Origin of the sequence: Sphaerisporangium flaviroseum, from assembly GCF_039537005.1 — a bacterium.
Lineage (GTDB): Bacteria > Actinomycetota > Actinomycetes > Streptosporangiales > Streptosporangiaceae > Sphaerisporangium > Sphaerisporangium flaviroseum.
On sequence record NZ_BAAAZR010000007.1, the window covers coordinates 144,683 to 162,719 of the forward strand.

Annotated in this window: 17 protein-coding genes; 9 read left to right on the forward strand and 8 right to left on the reverse strand. The window is 69.1% G+C overall.

Going from position 1 to position 18,037, the window contains the following annotated elements; genetic code table 11:
• Positions 1-97 precede the first annotated feature (97 nt).
• A complete protein-coding gene (locus ABD810_RS15975) occupies positions 98-928 on the forward strand; it encodes an SGNH/GDSL hydrolase family protein (protein WP_344939779.1) in 831 nt (276 codons plus the stop codon).
• Positions 929-1,041: 113 nt separating this feature from the next.
• Here ABD810_RS15975 and ABD810_RS15980 read toward each other — a convergent pair whose 3' ends face one another.
• The 5 genes from ABD810_RS15980 to ABD810_RS16000 form a co-directional block, all read right to left on the reverse strand.
• On the reverse strand, positions 1,042-1,836 hold the full coding sequence (locus tag ABD810_RS15980; protein WP_344939781.1) for a putative hydro-lyase: 795 nt from the start codon (positions 1,834-1,836) through the stop codon (positions 1,042-1,044).
• 134 nt (positions 1,837-1,970) lie between these two features.
• Positions 1,971-2,918 carry a 5-oxoprolinase subunit C family protein gene (locus tag ABD810_RS15985; protein WP_425566906.1) on the reverse strand — a complete coding sequence of 316 codons (948 nt, stop codon included), beginning with the start codon at positions 2,916-2,918 and terminating at the stop codon, positions 1,971-1,973.
• Positions 2,919-3,009: 91 nt separating this feature from the next.
• Positions 3,010-3,630, reverse strand: a complete 621-nt coding sequence (locus ABD810_RS15990; RefSeq protein ID WP_344939785.1) for a 5-oxoprolinase subunit B family protein — start codon at positions 3,628-3,630, stop codon at positions 3,010-3,012.
• Positions 3,627-4,526, reverse strand: coding sequence for a LamB/YcsF family protein (locus tag ABD810_RS15995; RefSeq protein WP_344939787.1), 900 nt, complete (start codon positions 4,524-4,526; stop codon positions 3,627-3,629). The genes ABD810_RS15990 and ABD810_RS15995 overlap by 4 nt, the downstream gene beginning before the upstream one ends.
• Positions 4,527-4,642: 116 nt before the next feature.
• On the reverse strand, positions 4,643-5,926 hold the full coding sequence (locus ABD810_RS16000; RefSeq protein ID WP_344939789.1) for an MFS transporter: 1,284 nt from the start codon (positions 5,924-5,926) through the stop codon (positions 4,643-4,645).
• 178 nt (positions 5,927-6,104) lie between these two features.
• Between ABD810_RS16000 and ABD810_RS16005 the strand changes: the two genes are divergently transcribed.
• The 4 genes from ABD810_RS16005 to ABD810_RS16020 all read left to right on the forward strand — a co-directional run bounded on the left by ABD810_RS16005 (position 6,105) and on the right by ABD810_RS16020 (position 9,690).
• Positions 6,105-6,809 carry a GntR family transcriptional regulator gene (locus tag ABD810_RS16005; protein WP_344939791.1) on the forward strand — a complete coding sequence of 235 codons (705 nt, stop codon included), beginning with the start codon at positions 6,105-6,107 and terminating at the stop codon, positions 6,807-6,809.
• Between the two features lie 63 nt (positions 6,810-6,872).
• Positions 6,873-7,934 (forward strand): sulfite oxidase, encoded by a 1,062-nt coding sequence (locus ABD810_RS16010; RefSeq protein WP_344939793.1) that lies wholly within the window; start codon positions 6,873-6,875, stop codon positions 7,932-7,934.
• Between the two features lie 80 nt (positions 7,935-8,014).
• A complete protein-coding gene (locus tag ABD810_RS16015) occupies positions 8,015-9,145 on the forward strand; it encodes a hypothetical protein (RefSeq protein WP_344939795.1) in 1,131 nt (376 codons plus the stop codon).
• Between the two features lie 62 nt (positions 9,146-9,207).
• Positions 9,208-9,690 (forward strand): metallophosphoesterase family protein, encoded by a 483-nt coding sequence (locus tag ABD810_RS16020; RefSeq protein ID WP_344939797.1) that lies wholly within the window; start codon positions 9,208-9,210, stop codon positions 9,688-9,690.
• An 863-nt stretch (positions 9,691-10,553) separates the two neighbouring features.
• Here the strand turns inward: ABD810_RS16020 and ABD810_RS16025 are convergent.
• A complete protein-coding gene (locus tag ABD810_RS16025) occupies positions 10,554-10,742 on the reverse strand; it encodes a hypothetical protein (RefSeq protein ID WP_344939800.1) in 189 nt (62 codons plus the stop codon).
• Between the two features lie 350 nt (positions 10,743-11,092).
• On the opposite strand from ABD810_RS16025, the gene ABD810_RS16030 reads away from it, so the two are divergent.
• From ABD810_RS16030 to ABD810_RS16045, 4 genes are all read left to right on the forward strand, one after another.
• Positions 11,093-11,962, forward strand: a complete 870-nt coding sequence (locus ABD810_RS16030; RefSeq protein WP_344939802.1) for an SRPBCC family protein — start codon at positions 11,093-11,095, stop codon at positions 11,960-11,962.
• Positions 11,963-12,085: 123 nt separating this feature from the next.
• Positions 12,086-13,435: an SGNH/GDSL hydrolase family protein gene (locus ABD810_RS16035; protein ID WP_344939805.1), complete on the forward strand. Its 1,350-nt coding sequence runs from the start codon at positions 12,086-12,088 to the stop codon at positions 13,433-13,435.
• A gap of 210 nt (positions 13,436-13,645) precedes the next feature.
• Complete coding sequence (locus tag ABD810_RS16040; RefSeq protein ID WP_344939808.1) at positions 13,646-14,224, forward strand: MarR family winged helix-turn-helix transcriptional regulator; 579 nt, start codon at positions 13,646-13,648, stop codon at positions 14,222-14,224.
• Between the two features lie 611 nt (positions 14,225-14,835).
• Positions 14,836-15,489 carry an FMN-dependent NADH-azoreductase gene (locus ABD810_RS16045; RefSeq protein ID WP_344939810.1) on the forward strand — a complete coding sequence of 218 codons (654 nt, stop codon included), beginning with the start codon at positions 14,836-14,838 and terminating at the stop codon, positions 15,487-15,489.
• A gap of 608 nt (positions 15,490-16,097) precedes the next feature.
• Here ABD810_RS16045 and ABD810_RS16050 read toward each other — a convergent pair.
• Both ABD810_RS16050 and ABD810_RS16055 read right to left on the reverse strand, forming a co-directional pair.
• Positions 16,098-16,277, reverse strand: a complete 180-nt coding sequence (locus ABD810_RS16050; RefSeq protein WP_344939816.1) for a hypothetical protein — start codon at positions 16,275-16,277, stop codon at positions 16,098-16,100.
• A gap of 71 nt (positions 16,278-16,348) precedes the next feature.
• Complete coding sequence (locus ABD810_RS16055) at positions 16,349-17,842, reverse strand: bifunctional aminoglycoside phosphotransferase/ATP-binding protein (RefSeq protein WP_344939820.1); 1,494 nt, start codon at positions 17,840-17,842, stop codon at positions 16,349-16,351.
• Positions 17,843-18,037 lie beyond the last annotated feature (195 nt).

Sequence of the window (18,037 nt, forward strand, 5' to 3'; positions counted from 1 at the left end):
AGGTCAGTAACTTGTAATGTGAGCTTGTAAATCGAGCTGATCCGGCCGACATTCTGAGCAACAAAAGCTGATCGGGGGAGCACCCCAGGAGGCCAGCTTGGAAATCCGTCGCCGCACCCTCTCCCTCGTCCTTCTCCTAGCAGCCGCGTTCCCCTTCCTGTCCCCGCCGGCCGCGGCGGACGCCGCACAGGTCCCCAGCTCCATGGCATCGATGGGTGACTCCATCACCCGGGGTTTCAACGCCTGCGGTTTCTACGTCGACTGCACCTCACGGTCCTGGTCCACCGGTTCGAGCACCACAGTGAACAGCCACTACCTGCGCCTGCGCGCGGCCAACCCCTCGCTTGTGGCCTACAACGACGGCAGGTCGGGGGCCAAGGTCGCGGACATGCAGGGACAGGCGCAGCAGGCCGTCTCCCAGGGCGTCGGCTACGTGACGATCCTCATCGGGGCCAACGACGCCTGCACGTCGTCGGAGTCGTCCATGACCTCGGTGGCCGACTTCGAGTCCAGGTTCCGTGCGGCGATGCAGACGCTCACCACGGGACTGCCCAGCGCGGCGATCTTCGTGGCGAGCATCCCCGACGTCAAGCGGTTGTGGGAGGTCGGTAAGGACAGCTCGTCGGCACGCACGGCATGGGCGGCCTTCGGCATCTGCCAGTCGTTGCTCGTCCGTCCACGGTCCACCGACACCGCGGACGTCCAGAGGCGTGACCGGGTGCGCCAGCGCGTCGCCGACTTCAACGCGGTGCTTGCTCGTGTGTGCGGTGAGCAGGCGACCTGCCGGTACGACGGGGGCGCCGTGTTCGGCTATCCCTTCGCGTTGTCCGACATCAGCACCTGGGACTACTTCCACCCCAACACCAACGGCCAGCGGCTGCTCGCCCAGATGACCTACGCGGCCGGCTTCCCCTGGCTCGACACGTAGAACCCCGCCGGACGCCGTCGCGCCCGGCGAACACCGCCTGACTGCGTCGTGCCCGGTGGAACCCCGCCTGACGGCGTTGCGCCCGGTGGAACCCCGCCGGGCGCGACGGCGGTTCAGGGCACCTGGTACGCGCTGTCGCGGGCGTCGGTGATGGCCATGTGCCCGGGGGCGTGACCGATCGCGAACGGCGGACGCGACCGCATCACCGCGGCCTGCGGTGTCACCCCGCAGGCCCAGAAGACGGGCAGCTCTCCCGCGCGCACCTCCACCGGGTCGCCGAAGTCGGGCCGGTCGAGGTCGTCGATACCGAGCGCCCCCGGATCGCCCACATGGACCGGGGCGCCGTGCACCGCGGGGTAGCGGGAGGTGATGCGCACCGCCGTCGCCACCAGCTCGGCGGGTACGGGACGCATGGAGACGACCATGGGTCCGGACAGCTCGCCTGCCGGGCGGCAGTCCCGGTTCGTGCGGTACATGGGTACGTTGGTCCCGGCCTCGATGTGCCGCACCGGCACTCCGGCGTCCAGCAGGGCGGCCTCGAAGGTGAAGCTGCAGCCGACGAGGAAGCAGACGAGGTCGTCGCGCCAGTACGAGAGCACGTCGGGCACCTCGGCCACCTGCTCCCCGTCCCGGTAGACGCGGTAGCCGGGAAGGTCGGTACGCAGGTCGCCGCCGAACAGGGACGCGGCGAACTCGCCGGGCTCGGTCACGTCCAGCACCGGGCACGGTCGCGGGTTGCGCTGCGCGAACACCAGGAAGTCGTACGCCTGCTCCTTCGGCAGCGCGATCAGGTTGGCCTGCGTCCACCCGGCCGACCAGCCGGAGGTGGGCGTCACGAGACCCTCGCGGAAGAGAGCGCGCGCCTCTGGCGGCGTCAGGCGAGCCGGATTCACTATGGTCTGCGGCATCTCGTTCCCTTCTCCGTAGCCTGCCTGCGAATACTCATTCGCCGTCCCCCGGCGTTACCTCACCTCAGTGCCCGCCGGAAGCCGATGCGCTAGCCCTGCCTGTGAGATCTCACCCGCTGTCTCCCGGCGTTCCCTCACCCCGGTGCCCGCCGGAAGCGGATGCGCTGCCCGGGGCGTAGCTGCGCCGCGCGGTCCACGTCGCGTGTGCACACCACCGCGATCACCGGATAGCCACCCGTGACCGGATGGTCGGCGAGGAAGAGCGTGGGCCGTCCGGAAGGCGGCACCTGGAGCGCTCCGGGCACCATCCCCTCCGGGGGCAGCTCCTCCTGCCTCACCCGCTCCAGACACGGCCCGTCCAGCCGCATACCGACCCGGTTGCTGTCGGCGGTCACCTCGTACGGCTCCGAGCACAGCACCTTCAGCGCCTCGGCGGTGAACCAGTCGTCGCGCGGTCCCGGCAGGATCTCCAGGACGGGCTCGCCGGGGTGCGACTGGGGCACCGGCGCGAGGTCGACGACCGGAAAGCTCGCGGGCGGCGGCCCGACCGGCAGGACGGCACCGGGTGCCGGCCGCTCCGGGCCCAGCCCGGCCATGATGTCGGTGGCCCGTGAGCCCAGCACCTCCGGCACGTCCAGCCCGCCCCGGACCGCCACGTACGTGCGCAGCCCGCGCTTCGGCACGCGCAGCCGTAGCGTCGCCCCATCGGGCAGGCTCTCCACGGACTGGTGGCCGATGCCGCGCGTACGCCCTGCGGCATCGGTCACCGTTGCCGGGCACGGCGCCCCGGCGAGCGCGATGATCAGATCGCCGTGCGCACGCACCTTCAACCCGCCCAGGGTGACCTCCAGGGCGGCCGCGCCTTCGGGGTTGGCCAGCAGCCGGTTGGCCAGCCGCAACGCGCCCCGGTCCGCCGCGCCGGAGCGGCCCACGCCGAGGTCGCCGCGGCCGGGACGCCCAAGGTCCTGCACGGTCGCCAGCGGACCCGTGGCCAGCACCTCCAGCCACCTCCCCCACCCGGCCACGCCCGGACTCCCCGGCCCGGTCACGCCCGGCTCGGGCCGACTTCCCGGCCCGGCCACGTCCGGCTCGGGCCGACTTTCCGGTCCGGTGTCACCTGGTTCCGGCCGACTCGCCGGTTCGGTCACGCCCATCTCCATGCATCTTCCCGGTTCACGCGCGCCGCGCCTCCGCGAACCGTACCCGCATGCCGGGGCGCAACAGGGCGGGTGGATCGGCGGTGACGTCCCACACCTCGACGTCGGCATGGCCGATGAGCTGCCACCCGCCCGGCGACTCGCGGGGATAGACCGCGCTGAACCCCGCCGCCAGCGCCACCGATCCGGCCGGCACGCGGACGCGCGACTCGGTCCTGCGGGGCACGTCCAGCCGGGGGTCGCCACCGACGAGGTACCCGAAGCCGGGGGCGAACCCGGAGAACGCCACGGTCCAGGGTGTCCCGGTGTGCGCGTCCACCACCTCATGCTCGGACAGCCCGGTCAGCGCCGCCACGTCGGCCAGGTCGGCGCCGTCGTACACGACCGGGATCGTCACCTCGCCCGCTTCGGACCGCGACCCCGTAGCCGGGCGGGTGCTCAGCACGGCGGACCGCACCGTGTCGTGCTGGGCGGGCCGCTCGAAACGCAGCATCACGGTGCGGGCGGCCGGAAGGATGTCGGTGACCCCCTGCGGCGGGTGGGCGGTGAGCGCCTCGTAGAGCGCGACCACCTCTCCGACGTCGTCCACCTCCACCAGCAGCGCGCTGTCACCGCACCGCAGGAACCGCGGGTTCACCGGTCCTCCTCGGCCCACGTCACCGCGTGTCCGCTGGTCCCGGATGACGAGGCGTCGTCGCCCTGCGTCACCGCGTGTCCGCTGGTCCCGGATGACGAGGCGTCGCCCCGCGCGGTTTCCGGGCCGCCGGTGAACGGTGCGAGCTCGACGCCGGCCGCGGCGAGCGTCGTCCGGATCCGTTGGGCCATGGCGACCGCGCCCGGGCTGTCGCCGTGTACGCAGATCGACGCCGCCTGCACCAGCAGGGGGGTGCCGTCGACGGCCTCGATCGGCTCGCCCCGCGCCATGCGCAGGCAGCGCTCGGCCACCTCGTCAGGGTCGTGCAGCACCGCGCCGGGGTCACCACGCGGCACGAGCGTGCCCTGCGGGGTGTAGGCGCGGTCGGCGAAGCACTCGGTGACGGTGGTCAGCCCGGCCAGCTCGGCCCGGCGCAGCCACTCCGAGCCGGGCAGCCCAAGCACCGGCAGGCCGGGGTCGTACGCGCGGACGGCGGCCACGACGGCCTCCGCCTGCCTCGCGTGGTGCACGATCGCGTTGTACAGGGCGCCGTGCGGCTTGACGTAACCCACCCTGCCGCCCGCGAGGCGCGCGAAGGCGTCCAGGGCGCCGATCTGGTAGACGATGTCGTCGGCGAGCGCGTCGGGCGGCACCTCGATGAAACGCCGCCCGAAGCCCGCCAGGTCCCGGTAGCCCACCTGCGCGCCGATCGCCACGCCGCGCGCGACCGCCGCCTCACACGTCCGCCGCATGATCGTCGGATCCCCCGCGTGGAATCCGCAGGCGACGTTGGCGCTGGTGACTATCGACAGCAACGCCTCGTCGTCGCCGAGCTCCCATCGGCCGAACCCCTCTCCGAGGTCGGAGTTGAGGTCGATCGTTCTGGTCAGGCGAGACACGATGGGCTCCCATGTCCTTGTGCGGTGTGTTCAGAAAGCGGTGTGGTTGCCGACTGCGGTGTGTTCAGAAAGCGGTGTGGTTCCCGACTGCGGTGTGGTCCGGAAAGCGGTGTGGTTCAGGAGAGCTGCCGGGCGCGGGTCTCCGGCAGGCCCAGCAGGGCCACGACGGCGATCCCGTACGCCAGGGCGCCGAACGCCATCGCGCCGCCCACGCTGTAGGTCGTGGCAAGGTATCCGATGATCGTGGGAAAGAAGGCGCCGACGCCACGTCCCACGTTGTAGGTGAAGCCCTGGCCGGTGCCGCGGATGTGGCTCGGATACAGCTCGGAGAGGAACGCGCCGAACCCCGAGAAGATGGCCGAGGAGCAGAACCCGAGGGGGAACCCGAGGAACATGACGTACTGGTTGGCATCGGCGGGAAGCTGCGTGTACAGCAGGATGAGCGCGCCGCTGAGCAGGGAGAAGGTGGCGAACGTCTTCTTGCGCCCGATCTTGTCGGTGAAGTGGCCCCCGGTCAGGTAGCCGCAGAACGCCCCGGTGATGAGGAAGGTCAGGTAGCCCCCCGTCCCGATCACCGACAGGCCGCGCTCGGTCTTGAGATAGGTGGGCACCCACGTCGCCAGCGTGTAGTAGCCCCCCTGGACCCCGGTGGCGAGCAGCGTCGCGAACAGGGTCGTACGGAGCAGGCCGCCCCTGAAGACGGCGAGGACCGAGACGCGTTCGGCCTCCTTGCGCCCTTCGGTGAAGATGGGCGCGTCGGTCACGTTGCGCCGTACGTAGATCACGAGCAGCGCGGGCAGGGCACCGGTGAAGAACAGCACCCGCCATGCGAGATCCTGGTCGACCAGTTCGAACACCAACGTGTACGCAAGGACCGCCAGGCCCCATCCGATCGCCCAGGAACTCTGGATCATCGCCACCGCCCGGCCCCGGTGACGGGCGGAGGCGTACTCGGCGACCAGGATGGCCCCGGCGGCCCACTCGCCGCCGAAGCCGAGACCCTGCAGTGCCCGGAAGACGAGAAGGGTCTCGTAGTTCGGCGCGATGCCGCACAGGGCGGTGAAGAGGGCGTACGTGGTGACGGTGACCATGAGCGTCCGCGCCCGGCCGATGCGGTCCGCCAGGACACCGGCGACGATGCCGCCGAGCGCGGAGCAAACCAGCGTCGCGGTGGCGAGCAGGCCGGTCTGGCCCGTGCCGAGGCCGAAGGTCGCCGCTATGGCCACCAGGCCGAGGGGAAGCACCCAGAAGTCGTAGGAGTCGAGGCTGTAGCCGAGGAAGGCCCCGGTGAAGGCCTTGCGTCCCTTCGGGCCGAGCGTGGAGTACCAGGCGAAGCGGGTCCGGTCGTGCTGTTCCTGGGAGAGGTCGACGGCTGGTTCAGGCGTGGACGATGTCGTCATGGCGCACCTCGTTGCCATATCTGCCGGACAGTGAGACGACACCGGACCGGCAGGCCGGGTGGTGCCCCCCGAGCGTCTCTTGGCTCCCGGTCGAGCCAACTCATTCAACATAAGGATCGTTGAACGATCTCACAATAGCCTTGTGTTAACATTTTCCTCTGCTGGTTCCTCTGCCGGCATGACGAAGGGGTTGGCGGTCGTGATGGACGGTGGCGCGACCGAGCGTCTCGCGGAGGATCGTGTCCTGCTCGGCCGCACCAGCACCGCCGAGCGTGTGGCCGCCATCCTGCGCGAGCACATCACCGAGGGCATGTTCGAGCCGGGCACCCGGCTGTCGGAGGAGTCCATCGGCACGGCCCTCCGCGTCTCGCGGAACACGCTGCGTGAGGCGTTCCGCCTCCTGTCCCACGAAGGGCTGCTGGCCCACGAGCTCAACCGCGGCGTGTTCGTCCGTCGGCTCACCGCGGACGACGTCGTCGACCTCTACCGTCTCCGGCGCCTCGTCGAGTGCGCCGCGATCCGCCACGCCGTCCCTCCCTCCGAGAAGGGGCTCGCCGGCCTGCGCGACGCGGTCCGGACCGCCGGGATCGCGGCCGACGAGCAGCGCTGGGAGGCCGTCGGCACCGCCAACATGCGCTTCCACCAGGCCATCGTCGAGCTGGCGGGCAGCTCCCGGCTCGACGAGATGATGCGCCAGGTGCTGGCCGAGCTCCGCCTGAGCTTTCTCGCGATGAAGAACCCCCGCGCCTTCCACGAGCCCTACCTGGCGCGCAACCGCGACATCCTCCAGCTCATCGAGTCGGGTGACACCCCGGGCGCCGAGCGGCTGCTCGAAAGTTACCTCGCCGACGCGGAGCGGCAGCTCGTCCAGGCGCACTCCTAGGTGTCGTCACACCAGGCGGTGGGTAATCGGAATAACGTGCCGATTTGGGATAAACGGGATGACATGGTCGTGCATCGTGTCCAGCCCTACAACGCCGAGCCGCCGCCGGGCGCGCTGGCCTGCCATGCCCTCACTCCGCTCGACACCTTCTACGGCCGCAACCACGGCGCCATCCCGGACCTGGACGTCACGGCCTGGCGTCTCGTGGTCGACGGCCTGGTCGACCGGCCGCTGACGCTCTCCCTCGACGACCTGCGCGGGAACTTCCCCGAGCGGACCGTGGTCGCCACGCTGCAGTGCGCCGGCAACCGCCGTGCCGGATTCCTCCGGGTGCGGGACATCCCCGGCGAGGACCCATGGGGGCCGGGCGCCACCTCCACCGCGAGCTGGGCCGGGGTGAGCCTCGCCGACGTCCTGGCCTTCGCAGGTCTGCGTCCCGAAGCGGCGCATATCGCCTTCACCGCTCCGGACATCTCCGAGCAGGGCGGCCCGCCCGAGCCGTACAGCGCGTCCATCCCCGTGGCCAAGGCCACCGCGGGAGAGGTGCTGCTCGCCTGGGAGATGAACGGCCGGGCGCTGCCCCGCGCCCACGGCGCCCCGCTCCGCGTCGTGGTCCCCGGCTGGATCGGGGCCCGCAGCGTCAAGTGGCTCCAGCGCGTCACCGCCCAGACCGAGCCCTCCGGCGGCTACTTCCAGTCCGTCGCCTACCGCATCCTGCCCGCCGAGGCGGATCCCGAGCAGGCGGGGCCCGGCGATGGCATCTCGCTCGGCCCGGTCGCGCTCAACTCCGCCATCCTGCGCCCGGCCGACGGCGCACGCGTTTCCCCCGGCCCGGTCGAGGTCACCGGCTACGCCTACGCCGGAGACGACCGCACCGTGGCCCGCATGGACATCTCGCTCGACGAGGGCCGTAGCTGGCTGCAGGCGGCCCTGGATCCGCCCGCCTCCCCATGGGCGTGGCAGCACTGGCGGATCACCGTCGACCTTCCCGAGGGTGAGACGGCGATCATCGCCCGCGCGTGGGACACCACGGGGGCCGCCCAGCCCGAGTACGCCGGCCACCTGTGGAACCCCAAGGGGTACGCCAACAACTCCTGGGACCGGATCGCCGTCACCTGCCGGTGAGAAGTCTGGATCACGGCATAGCCCCATTGAATGGGCGAAAGCCACCCATGTGGCCCGTGGTGTCGCAGTAGCATCGGCCCGTGCGACTCACCCGTGGTCTTGTGCTCGTCACCTCACTGCTGTCAGGAATCGCCGTTCCCGCCTGGGGAGCGGCGGCCCACCCGCCGGCCGGGAGCGCGGCCCGGGGGAGCGCGAACGTGGGATCGGAGGCGACCCAGGCAGTGCCCGCACCCGGCAACCCCAACGGCCGCGCGTTCGTACCGGTGGAGGCACGCGCGGTCGACACCTCGCGCCCGACGCGCGTCATCGGCAGGGGCACGCCGTCGAGTTGCACCTCACAGGCCGTGGTCGCGGCGGTCGCCAGAGGCGGGGTCATCACCTTCTCCTGCGGGCCGAAGCCCGTGACGATCACGATGCAGGCCACCGCGAAGATCCGCAACGCCAGCGCGCGGGTCGTCCTGGACGGCGGCGGCAAGGTGACGCTCAGCGGTGCCGGCAAGCGGCGCATTCTCTACATGAACACCTGCGACAAGGCCCAGGGGTGGACCACGTCGCACTGTAACGACCAGGAGCAGCCCAAGCTCACCATCCAGAATCTGACCTTCGCCGACGGAAACGCCACCGGGCAGCGGGTCGACGGCGGGGGTGGTGGCGCGGTGTTCGTACGCGGGGGCCGGCTCAAGGTGGTCAACTCGCGGTTCATCCGCAACCGGTGCGACCCCACCGGCCCGGACATCGGCGGGGCCGCCATCCGCGTGCTCGACCAGTCACGCGACCTGCCGGTGTACATCGTCCGCAGCACCTTCGGAGGAGCCTCCGGCCAGGGCGGGGTGTGCTCCAACGGCGGCGCGCTGAGCAGCATCGGGGTGTCCTGGGTGGTGCTCAACAGCGTCATGACCTACAACAAGGCGATCGGGCGAGGCGCCAACCCCGCGCGCGGCGGCTCACCCGGCGGTGGCAGCGGCGGGGCGATCTACACCGACGGCAACCGGTTCACCGTGCGCATCGCCGGCTCGATCATCCAGGACAACACCGCCAGGGAGGGCGGCGGCGCCGTCTTCTTCGTCAGCAACGACCGTACGGGCACCCTGCGCATCGAGCGCTCGACGCTGCGCCGCAACCCCAGCGCCGGCTTCGAGACCAAGGGCTTCCCCGGCATCTTCTTCCTCGGCGCGGGCAAGCCGGTGGTGGTCTCCTCCACCCTCAGGTGAGCGCCGTCCGCCGCCTTCCACAGAACATGGGTGCGAGGCCGGGAGGGGGGCATGGGCAGGTCATGAAGGTAGTGGTGCTGGCGGACACCCACGCTCCGCGGCGCTGGAAGGCGTGCCCGCCGAGGGTGGCCGAGCGGCTGCGCGGAGCCGACGCCATCTTGCACGCCGGTGACATCTGCACGGCCTGGGTGCTCGACGAGTTGGCCGCGTACGCTCCCGTCCACGCGGTCAAGGGCAACAACGACGGCCCGGACGTGACGGCGCCCGAGACGCTGGAGCTGGACCTGGAGGGGCTGGCGGTGGCGATGATCCACGACAGCGGCGCTGCCGCGGGACGCTGGGCCCGCATGCGCCGGCGCTTCCCTGCGGCCGATCTGGTGGTCTTCGGCCACTCGCACATCCCGCTCGACCACGTCCAGGACGGCCTGCGCATCTTCAACCCGGGCTCGCCGACCGACCGCCGCCGCCAGCCCCACGGCACCATCGGGCTGCTCCAGATCGAACGAGGCCGGCTCGTCACCGCGGAGATCGTGCCCGTCACCTGAGCCCGTGCTCCACGGCCCGCCGCCGTGGAGCACGTGTTCGCGTCTTGTCATCAAGCATTCTGGTGAGATCGTCGATCCGGCTGTCACGTGAACCTGAACCATCCGGCGAGTTGTCATCGCGCCGAATTGTGTATGTGAATTCGGATCGTCATGAAATCGGGCCGGGGAAGGGCCGGGCGTACTTGCGAGAAAGAGATGGGCGCATTTCCTGTGCGCGCTCTCTGTGCGGAAAACAACGGTCCGGAAACGCCGCCACGGCCGGAGGTGGACCCTCCGGCCGTATGCGCGCCGAGCCGCGCGATGGGATCAGCCCCAAGGAGTGTTGCCGCGCTGGACGGCCGGGGTATGAGTGAGGCAAGTGACCTGCCCGGCGACGAGGGCGTGCGTGGTATCGGCGGATGCTGTGCCTGCCATGGCGGCTGTGATGTTCTTGATGTTCGCCTTCATTTCAGCTGACCCCTCGCCTGTGGTCACGTTTTGCGCTGTTTTCCTGCTCGCAATGACGAAGCTATTCGGGGTCGCTATCCGCTCGTTATCGGTACGCTTCTCGTCCGCTAATCCCCGCCGACCTCGGCGGAAAGCTCTTTCGGGGCGGGATGCCGGGGGGCCGCGATAGCGCGTCATAGGGGGAACTCTGGGACGGTTCTCCCGTCCGGCCCAGGGGGCGGATAGGGGGGCTGCACCAGGGGTTCGTCTCACCCTGACGGGGTCGTGCCCTTCCGTCCGCGAACGCGATCTGGTTTGTCGATCATGGTCTCAGAGAGATCGGTCATCGTCTGAGAGAGGTCGGTCGTGATCCGAGAGAGGGTCGGTCGTCGTCTCGGTGAGGTGGGTCGTGGTCTTGAGTGAGGTCGGTCGTGGCCTCAGATGGACAGGTCCTTGGACGACTTGTGCGGGCACAGCCATGCGAAGACGACGGCGCTGAAGTTCACGAGCATGGTGTGCGGGAGCTTGCCGGCCGTCTCGGAGACCATCAGCCTGATCACCGCGCCCTCCTGCATCCATGCCGCGACATCGTCCTCGGAGGGCTGGACACCGTGCAGGCGCAACATCTGATCATGGGCTTGCCCGGTCAAACGGAGATGAAGCTCGCACGTGGGCTCGGTTTCCGCCATGAATCGCCGTCCAAGTGGTGAGGCATTCGGAGTCGCCGGCGTCTGTCCCGGCATTCAGGGCGCGTGACCTGCGCCGTCCACTCCCTTGACCATACGCCTGCGACTCCATGCCGTGGCCTCCGCACCGTCCTTTCGCATAGCCATTGAAAAAACTATGCTTTACGTACAAAATTGATTTTGTGATGAGGTTCTGGACGACATGAGGGCGGCGTAGCACCCGCTAAGGCGACCCCAAGTGTGATGATGCCTTCAGGCCGGCCGTGACCCGCTACCCAAGGGAGATCCTCGTGAGTGAACCGATGATGCTGCGTGCCCGCGTCCAGGCGCCGGTCAAGGAAGTGCGCCACGCTCTCACCGATGCCGAGGCCTTGCGTGTCTGGCTGGCCGAGCACGCAGAGGTCGAGCTGCCCCATATTTACAGGTTCTGGGGCCGTCACACCCCCGAGGGGGACGTGCCGCGCCAGCGCCTGCTGCACGTCGATGACCACACGCTGCGGTTCGCCTGGCCGCTGGGCGGCGAGGAGACCATCACCGAGTTCCGGCTGACCGAGGAGAGCGCCGAGTCGACCTTTGTGACGTTGTCGCAGACTCATTTCAGCTTCCGGGACGGTATGACCGGTGGCAGCGTCCTGGGACTACTGCAGACCTTCTGGTCGCTGGCCCTGGCCAACCTGGTCGACCACCTCGAGGGCCGCGAGCTCACGCCCAAATGCGACTACACCGCCACGGACCTGCGAGAGGAGATCGTCATCGCGGCGTCGGCCGAGGCGGTGTTCGACTCGCTGACCGACTCCGAGAAGGTCACCCAGTGGTTCGGTTTCCCCGTCGGCATCGAGCCGTACGTCGGCGGGCGCTACGCCATGGGCGGTCTCGACGCCGGTTCGGAGCCCGCGAAGATCGTCGACCTGGCTCCCGGGCGCTCGCTGTCGGTCGACTGGGGCCCTCTCGGCGTCACCACCTGGGAACTGGAGGAGTCCGAAGGCAAGACCCGGCTCACCTTCGTGCAGAGCGGCTTCGATTCCGGGCACCCGCCCTACGCCCCTTGGAGCGGCTGGCTCAGCGGCCTCGCCGAACTGCGCCGTTTCCACGAGCTGGCCGGCTGGCGCCCGATCTGGCTCGACATGGACGCCTCCGACGGCGTCACGACGACCGCCTGATCCTCCTATCCGCCGGCCCTTGGTGGAATCTTCGAGACCCTCGCGCAGACGTGGCCGAATCAGCGATTCTGGTACACCCGCAGAGCGGATGTGCTCCTCCCGCAGCGTTGAAAGGACATCCTGGTGGTCCCATCACGGTTTCGCACACGTCTGCCCCGCGCCGCGGCGATAACCGCCATGGTCGTGGCACTGGGCACACCCGTCGGGTCGGCGTCGGCCACCGCCATCCCCGCCGCCACCGTCGACGGCTCCGCACCGGATCGCTCACCATCGGTTGCCGAGAGTCGTGGCGGTGGCCATGGTCAGGCCTGGAGCGGCAGTTGGGCGACCGCTCCGCAGTGGCCGATGCCGAGCAACGAATGGCTCGGCCCCAACTGGTCGATGGACGGTTTCGGCGGCCAGTCGGTGCGCCAGGTCGTACGCCTCAGCACCGGCGGCTCCCACCTGCGTATCCGCCTGTCCAACCTGTACGGCACCATGCCGCTGCGGGTCACCGGGGCGACCATCGCCAAGACCGGCGTCGGCGCGGCGATCCGGCCGGGCACCATGCTCCCGCTGACGTTCGGCCACGCGCCGCACGCGACGATCCCGCCCGGCCAGACCCTCAACTCCGACGCCGTGCCGCTGTCGGCCGCGCCTCTGGAGAGGCTGACGGTCACGCTGTACTTCGCCGAACCCACCGGCCCGGCCACCTTCCACCAGGGCGGGCTGACCACCACCTACCGCGCCGTCGGTGACCACCGATTCGACAACGGCGCCGAGGCCTACGCCGGCGGGACCAGCCACTCCTGGTACTACCTGACCGGCGTGGACGTCGCCGGGGGGCCACAAGCGGCAAGGGGCGCCGTGGTGGCGTTCGGCGACTCCATCACCGATGGGGCCATCTCCACGCCCGACGCGGACAACCGCTATCCGGACGAGCTGGCCGAGCGGCTTGTCGCCGCGGGTAAGCCCATCGGCGTGCTCAACGCCGGGATCAACGGCAACATGGTGCTCACCGACTCACCCTGCTTCGCCGGTGACAAGGGCGTGGGGAGGTTCACCCGTGACGCGCTCGACCAGCCCGGCGTGCGCGCCGCGATCGTGCTGGAGGGTATCAACGACATCGTCCCCTCCGGCGACATCGGATGTGGCGCGCCGCCCCTGTTGACCGCGGAGCAGATCATCGAGGGGCACCGGGAACTCATACGCGCCGCGCACGCCCGTAAGATCAAGATCATCGGAGCCACGCTGACCCCGATCAAGGGCAACGACCTGTACTACAGCGTGCAGAACGAAGCGGTGCGCGACGAGGTCAACCAGTGGATCCGTAGCGGTGGCGAATACGACGCGGTGGTCGACCTCGACCGCGTCCTCGCCGACCCCGAGGACTCCGACGCGATGCGCCCCGCCTACGCCGCCGAGGACAAGCTGCACCCCAACGACGCCGGGATGAGAGCCATGGCCTCCGCCATCAACCTCCGCATCCTCTGACGACCCTGGCCCCCGCCGCCGTACGCGCGCGACGAGCCGGCCGGTGCCGCGCCATCTGACCTGCCTTGAGCTAGGTCGGGTGGTGTGGCATCTCCGGGCACGACTCTGCGGACCGGCTGCGATCATGGCACTGGCTTGAGACCGTCTGCAATGCAGAATATCTTGTACTTATTTTTTCTTGGAGACTGCATAACGGGCTATCATTGGGTGATGAGCGCCACAGATGTTCCCATCCCCGCGACCGGGGACGACGCCTGCGCGCAAGCGTTGAACGCCGATCTCGGCTGGGCGCTGGGCGTGGTATTCCGGTCCTATGTCAAGGCCGCGAACTACGTGATGGACGACCTGCCTGGCGGGCCCCGTGGCTATCAGGTGCTCACCACGGCCGCTCGTGCCCTGCCGGCGACGCAGTTGGCGATCGCCCAGCAGCTCGGCGTCGACCGCACGGTCATGACGTACCTGCTCGACGACCTCGAGCACGCCGGCCTCATCGAACGTCAGCCCGACCCGGCCGACCGGCGAGCACGGCGCATCATCGCCACGGACAAGGGCCATGCCCTCGTGGCCGACCTGCAGCGGCAACTGCGACGCGTCGAAGATCACGTGCTGTCCGCTCTCGGGGAGCCGGAGCGCGACGCTTTCCGTGACCTGGTAAGGCGTCTGGCCACCCAGGTCGACAGGGTCGATCCCGTGGGCGACCCCTGCCAGATCGTCGAGGACGTTGGTCTCGGGGAAACCCCCGCGCCCACCCCCAGACCCCGCCGCACCCGCTCCACCACCCGCCGCTAACTCAGGCCGACCTCAACCGACCCCTCTCGGTCTGTCGGCCAGTTTGCCTCCTTGCTGCCACTTTGTACGCCTTAGCGGTGGCAGGTAGAGGATTCTGCGGCGTCCCCAACGGTCGAGTCCAAGATCGTTCCCCTGATCCCGGCCTACGGGCAGATCGTCACTGCGTGGGAACTGGATCAGTGGACGCGCGTCCCCTGATGGCGCCTCTGACCGCGTGCCTTGATCCTGTTCCCTGATCGCGTTCTCTTGACCGCGTTCTCTTGACCGCGTTCTCTTGACCGCGTTCTCTTGACCGCGTTCTCTTGACCGCGTCACCTGAGTGCGTGTCCTCGGGCCGTCGTCTCTGTGCTGGCGTTGGGTCTTCAGGCGCTTTGCGTCTCTGTGTCGTCCTCTCTTTTCTGCGTCGCCATCTGGGCCCCGCGCTGCGGGTTGTGCTCCGCGCGTCGCCCTTCGAGTCTGTCGCTTGTCGGCGGCCCTGGAGCGGACCTGAAGCGTTTCTGGGCAGGTCATGGTCACAATAGATCTACTTTGCGTGATTTGACAGATGTTCTGCTCACAAGACTATATTGCGTCTAGAACGTCTTGTGTTCCGAACATCGAAGGGCAATGTCATGGCACATCTGCTTCACGTCGACTCGTCCGCGCTGTCCGCCGGCTCGGTCTCCAAGGAGATCGCGGTCACCTTCCGCAAGGCCTGGCAGGAAGCGCATCCTGACGGCTCCGTCGTGCATCTCGACCTGGGTCTGGAACCCGTACCCCCGCTGGCCGAGGCCGGTATCACGGCCCCGGCCGTTCCCACCGACGCTCACACTCGTGCGCAGGCGGAGGCCCTCGCCATACGGGAACGGCTCGTGAACCAGGTCGTCGACGCCGACGCCTACCTGTTCGCGGTCCCGATGTACAACTGGGGCATCCCCGCGGCCTTCAAGGCGTGGATCGACCAGATCATGCTGGCCGGACGCACGTTCACCCTTGGCGGGCCTCTACCGCTCGCGGGCCGGCCGGCTACCGTGATCCTGAGCTACGGTGGCGGCTACGATCCCGGGACGCCCCGCTACGGCTGGGACTTCGTGCAGCCGTACCTCGAGACCGTCCTCGGCAAGGCGATCGGCCTCGACGTGACGTTCATCAAGGCGCAGCTCACCTTGGCCGAGCAGGTTCCCGCCATGGCCGATCTCATCCCCGCGGCGCGCGAGTACCGTGCCGCCGCTCACAAGGGTGCGGATGCGCAGGCTCGTGACGTCGTCGCCAAGCTGTCCGCGTGACGACGTCATGCACATCGCCGCCATCACCCGGATCGCACTCGATCGCCTTCCCCTGACCTGGCACGGACGCCTCCCCGGGGACACGGCGCAAGGCCACCGCGATGGACGGCCACCAGCGGACAGGGCACCACGCCGACCTGCTGCGGTTCACCGGGCCGGCCGGATGAGTCGCGGGCCACACCGGAGTGACGACGCCGAGCACGTCAGAGTGGTGGCCCACGTCTAATCGCAAGTGGGGACGGATCGGACCAATGGCTCGGCTGTGGGTCATCGGGGGTTCGCCCACCCGGCACCCGTTTGATCGGGGCACCCATTTGCTGCCCACCCGCAGTGACAGCCAGTCTCAACGGCGAGCAGCTAGTTCAGCCTCAACGGCAACCAGCGAGGTGACCGGGTTTACCGGCAAGCAGCGAGGTGACCTGCCTCGATGGCAGGGACGAGGTACCCCCTCATGGCGACAGCGGTGGGCTCGCCCAATCGCAAGAGGGAACGGACCCAAGCAATGGCTCGGCTGTGGGTCATCGGGGGTTCGCCCACCCGGCACCCGTTTGATCGGGGCACCCATTTGCTGCCCACCCGCAGTAACAGCCAGCCTCAACGGCAGGCAGCTAGCTGACCAGCCTCAACGGCGAGCAGCGGGTCACCAGCCTCAACGGCGAGCAGCGGGTCACCAGCCTCAACGGCGAGCAGCGGGTCACCAGCCTCAACGGCGAGCAGCAGGTGATCAGCCTCAACGGCGAGTAGCGGGTCACCAGCCTCAACGGCGAGCAGCAGGTGATCAGCCTCAACGGCGAGCAGCAGTTCACCAACCTCAACGGCTAGCTAGGTGACCAGCCTCAACAGCAAGGCAGCTAGGCGATCAGTCCGGTTCCATTTGTGGGCGGTGGAAGCGCCAGAGGGCGGTGGGTGCGGAAGGGTGGATGGCTCCGAGTGCCCGTTCGAGCGTCTGCTCCGGGGGTGCGCTCGTGTCGAGTTGGATTGCCTCGGGCCAGGGAGCTGTTCTCTGCCGCATCGCTTCGGCGATCACTTGGTCGGCGTCGGAGATCCCGCCCGTACGACGAGCCAGCCGCTCGGCCATGACCTGTGGAAGAGCGGTGCAGCGCAGGGGCACCAGGTCAGCGCAGGTGCGCTGGGCGACCTGCTCGGCGTCTGCCCGGTGGGTGACGTCAGCCCAGGACGCGTCGAGGATGACCGGCTCGCCTTGGCGGAGCAGCCTCTCGGCTCGGGACAACAGCTCGTCATACGTGCGCCGGGTCCACTGCTCGCTGTAGATGCCCTCGCCGAAGGGGGCCGGCGCAGCCTGTTCGGGCGAGATTCCCGCGAGTTCCTTGCGGACGCGGTCACTGCTCAGCATCGTGTACCCCAGATGGTCGGCGATGGCGGCGGCCAGCGTCGACTTGCCTGCCCCCGGTGGTCCTCCCACGAGGACCAGGGTGACCGCGCCCGCGTGAAGATGGCGGAGCGTGAGGTGCGCGAGCTCCCGGGCCTCCGATGCCGCACCCGAATCTCCCTGCTGGTGCCGCAGGCAGGCCACCTTGGCCCGGACGAAGGCGCGATAGGCGACATAGTGATGCAGTAGCGATGGTGGTGCGGGGTCGCCGGAGAACTCGGCGTACCAGTGCAGGAACAGCTCGGCCAGCCGGGGGACGCCCAGCCGCTCCAGGTCCATGGCCAGGAATGCCGCGTCATCCAGGCCGTCGAGGAAGCGGAGCCGTTCGTCGAACTCCAGGCAGTCCAGGATCCGGGGCCCGTCGTCCAGGCAGAAGATGTCCTCGGTGAGCAGATCACCGTGTCCGTCCACGATCCGGCCCTCGTCGAGACGGGTGGCGAACAGGGGCTCCCGGCCGTCGAGGAACCGGAACGTGAGCCGTTCGATCTCACCCGCCATCTGGTCATCAATGATCTTCTCTGGGAGCGCTCGGACCTGGTCGAAGCTCGCGGTCCAGCGGGCTCGTATCCCCTCCCTGCTTCCCTGACGGTCGATCTCGGGTCCGTGACGGGCCCGGCTGTGCATGCTCGCGATCATTCGGGCGATCTGGCGCAGGTGAGGCTCCACGGGGGTGCCCGTACGGATCAACGCGGACAGGCGCCGTTCGGGAGGCATGCGCCGCATCACCACGAGATGTTCACAGGGCCGCCCGTCCGGGCCCAGCACGTCGGCGACCCCCTCGTACACATCCGGGGCCAGTCGCCGGTTCAGCTCCACCTCCTCCTGGCAGGCGGCCCGCCGGCGCTCCCGGTCGGTGAAGTCCAGGAAGCCGAAGTCCACCGGCTTCTTGAGCTTGTACGCGTGATCTCCCAGGAGCAGCACGACACCGGCATGCGTCTCCTTGATCTCCGCCCACGACGTCATCGCCGATTCCCTCCCGCCTTCCGATGTGCCCGCCCGGCTGACCGAGGCACGGCTGAACGGCCGGAGCCCGTTCCAGGTCGATTCCAGGTGTGTGGACCTGTTTCCCCTCTGGATCGATCCCGGGTGCGTGACCTGTTTCCCCATCCAGGACCTTCCCCGGCTACGGACGCTGACGCGGGATGGCCGATGGCCGGG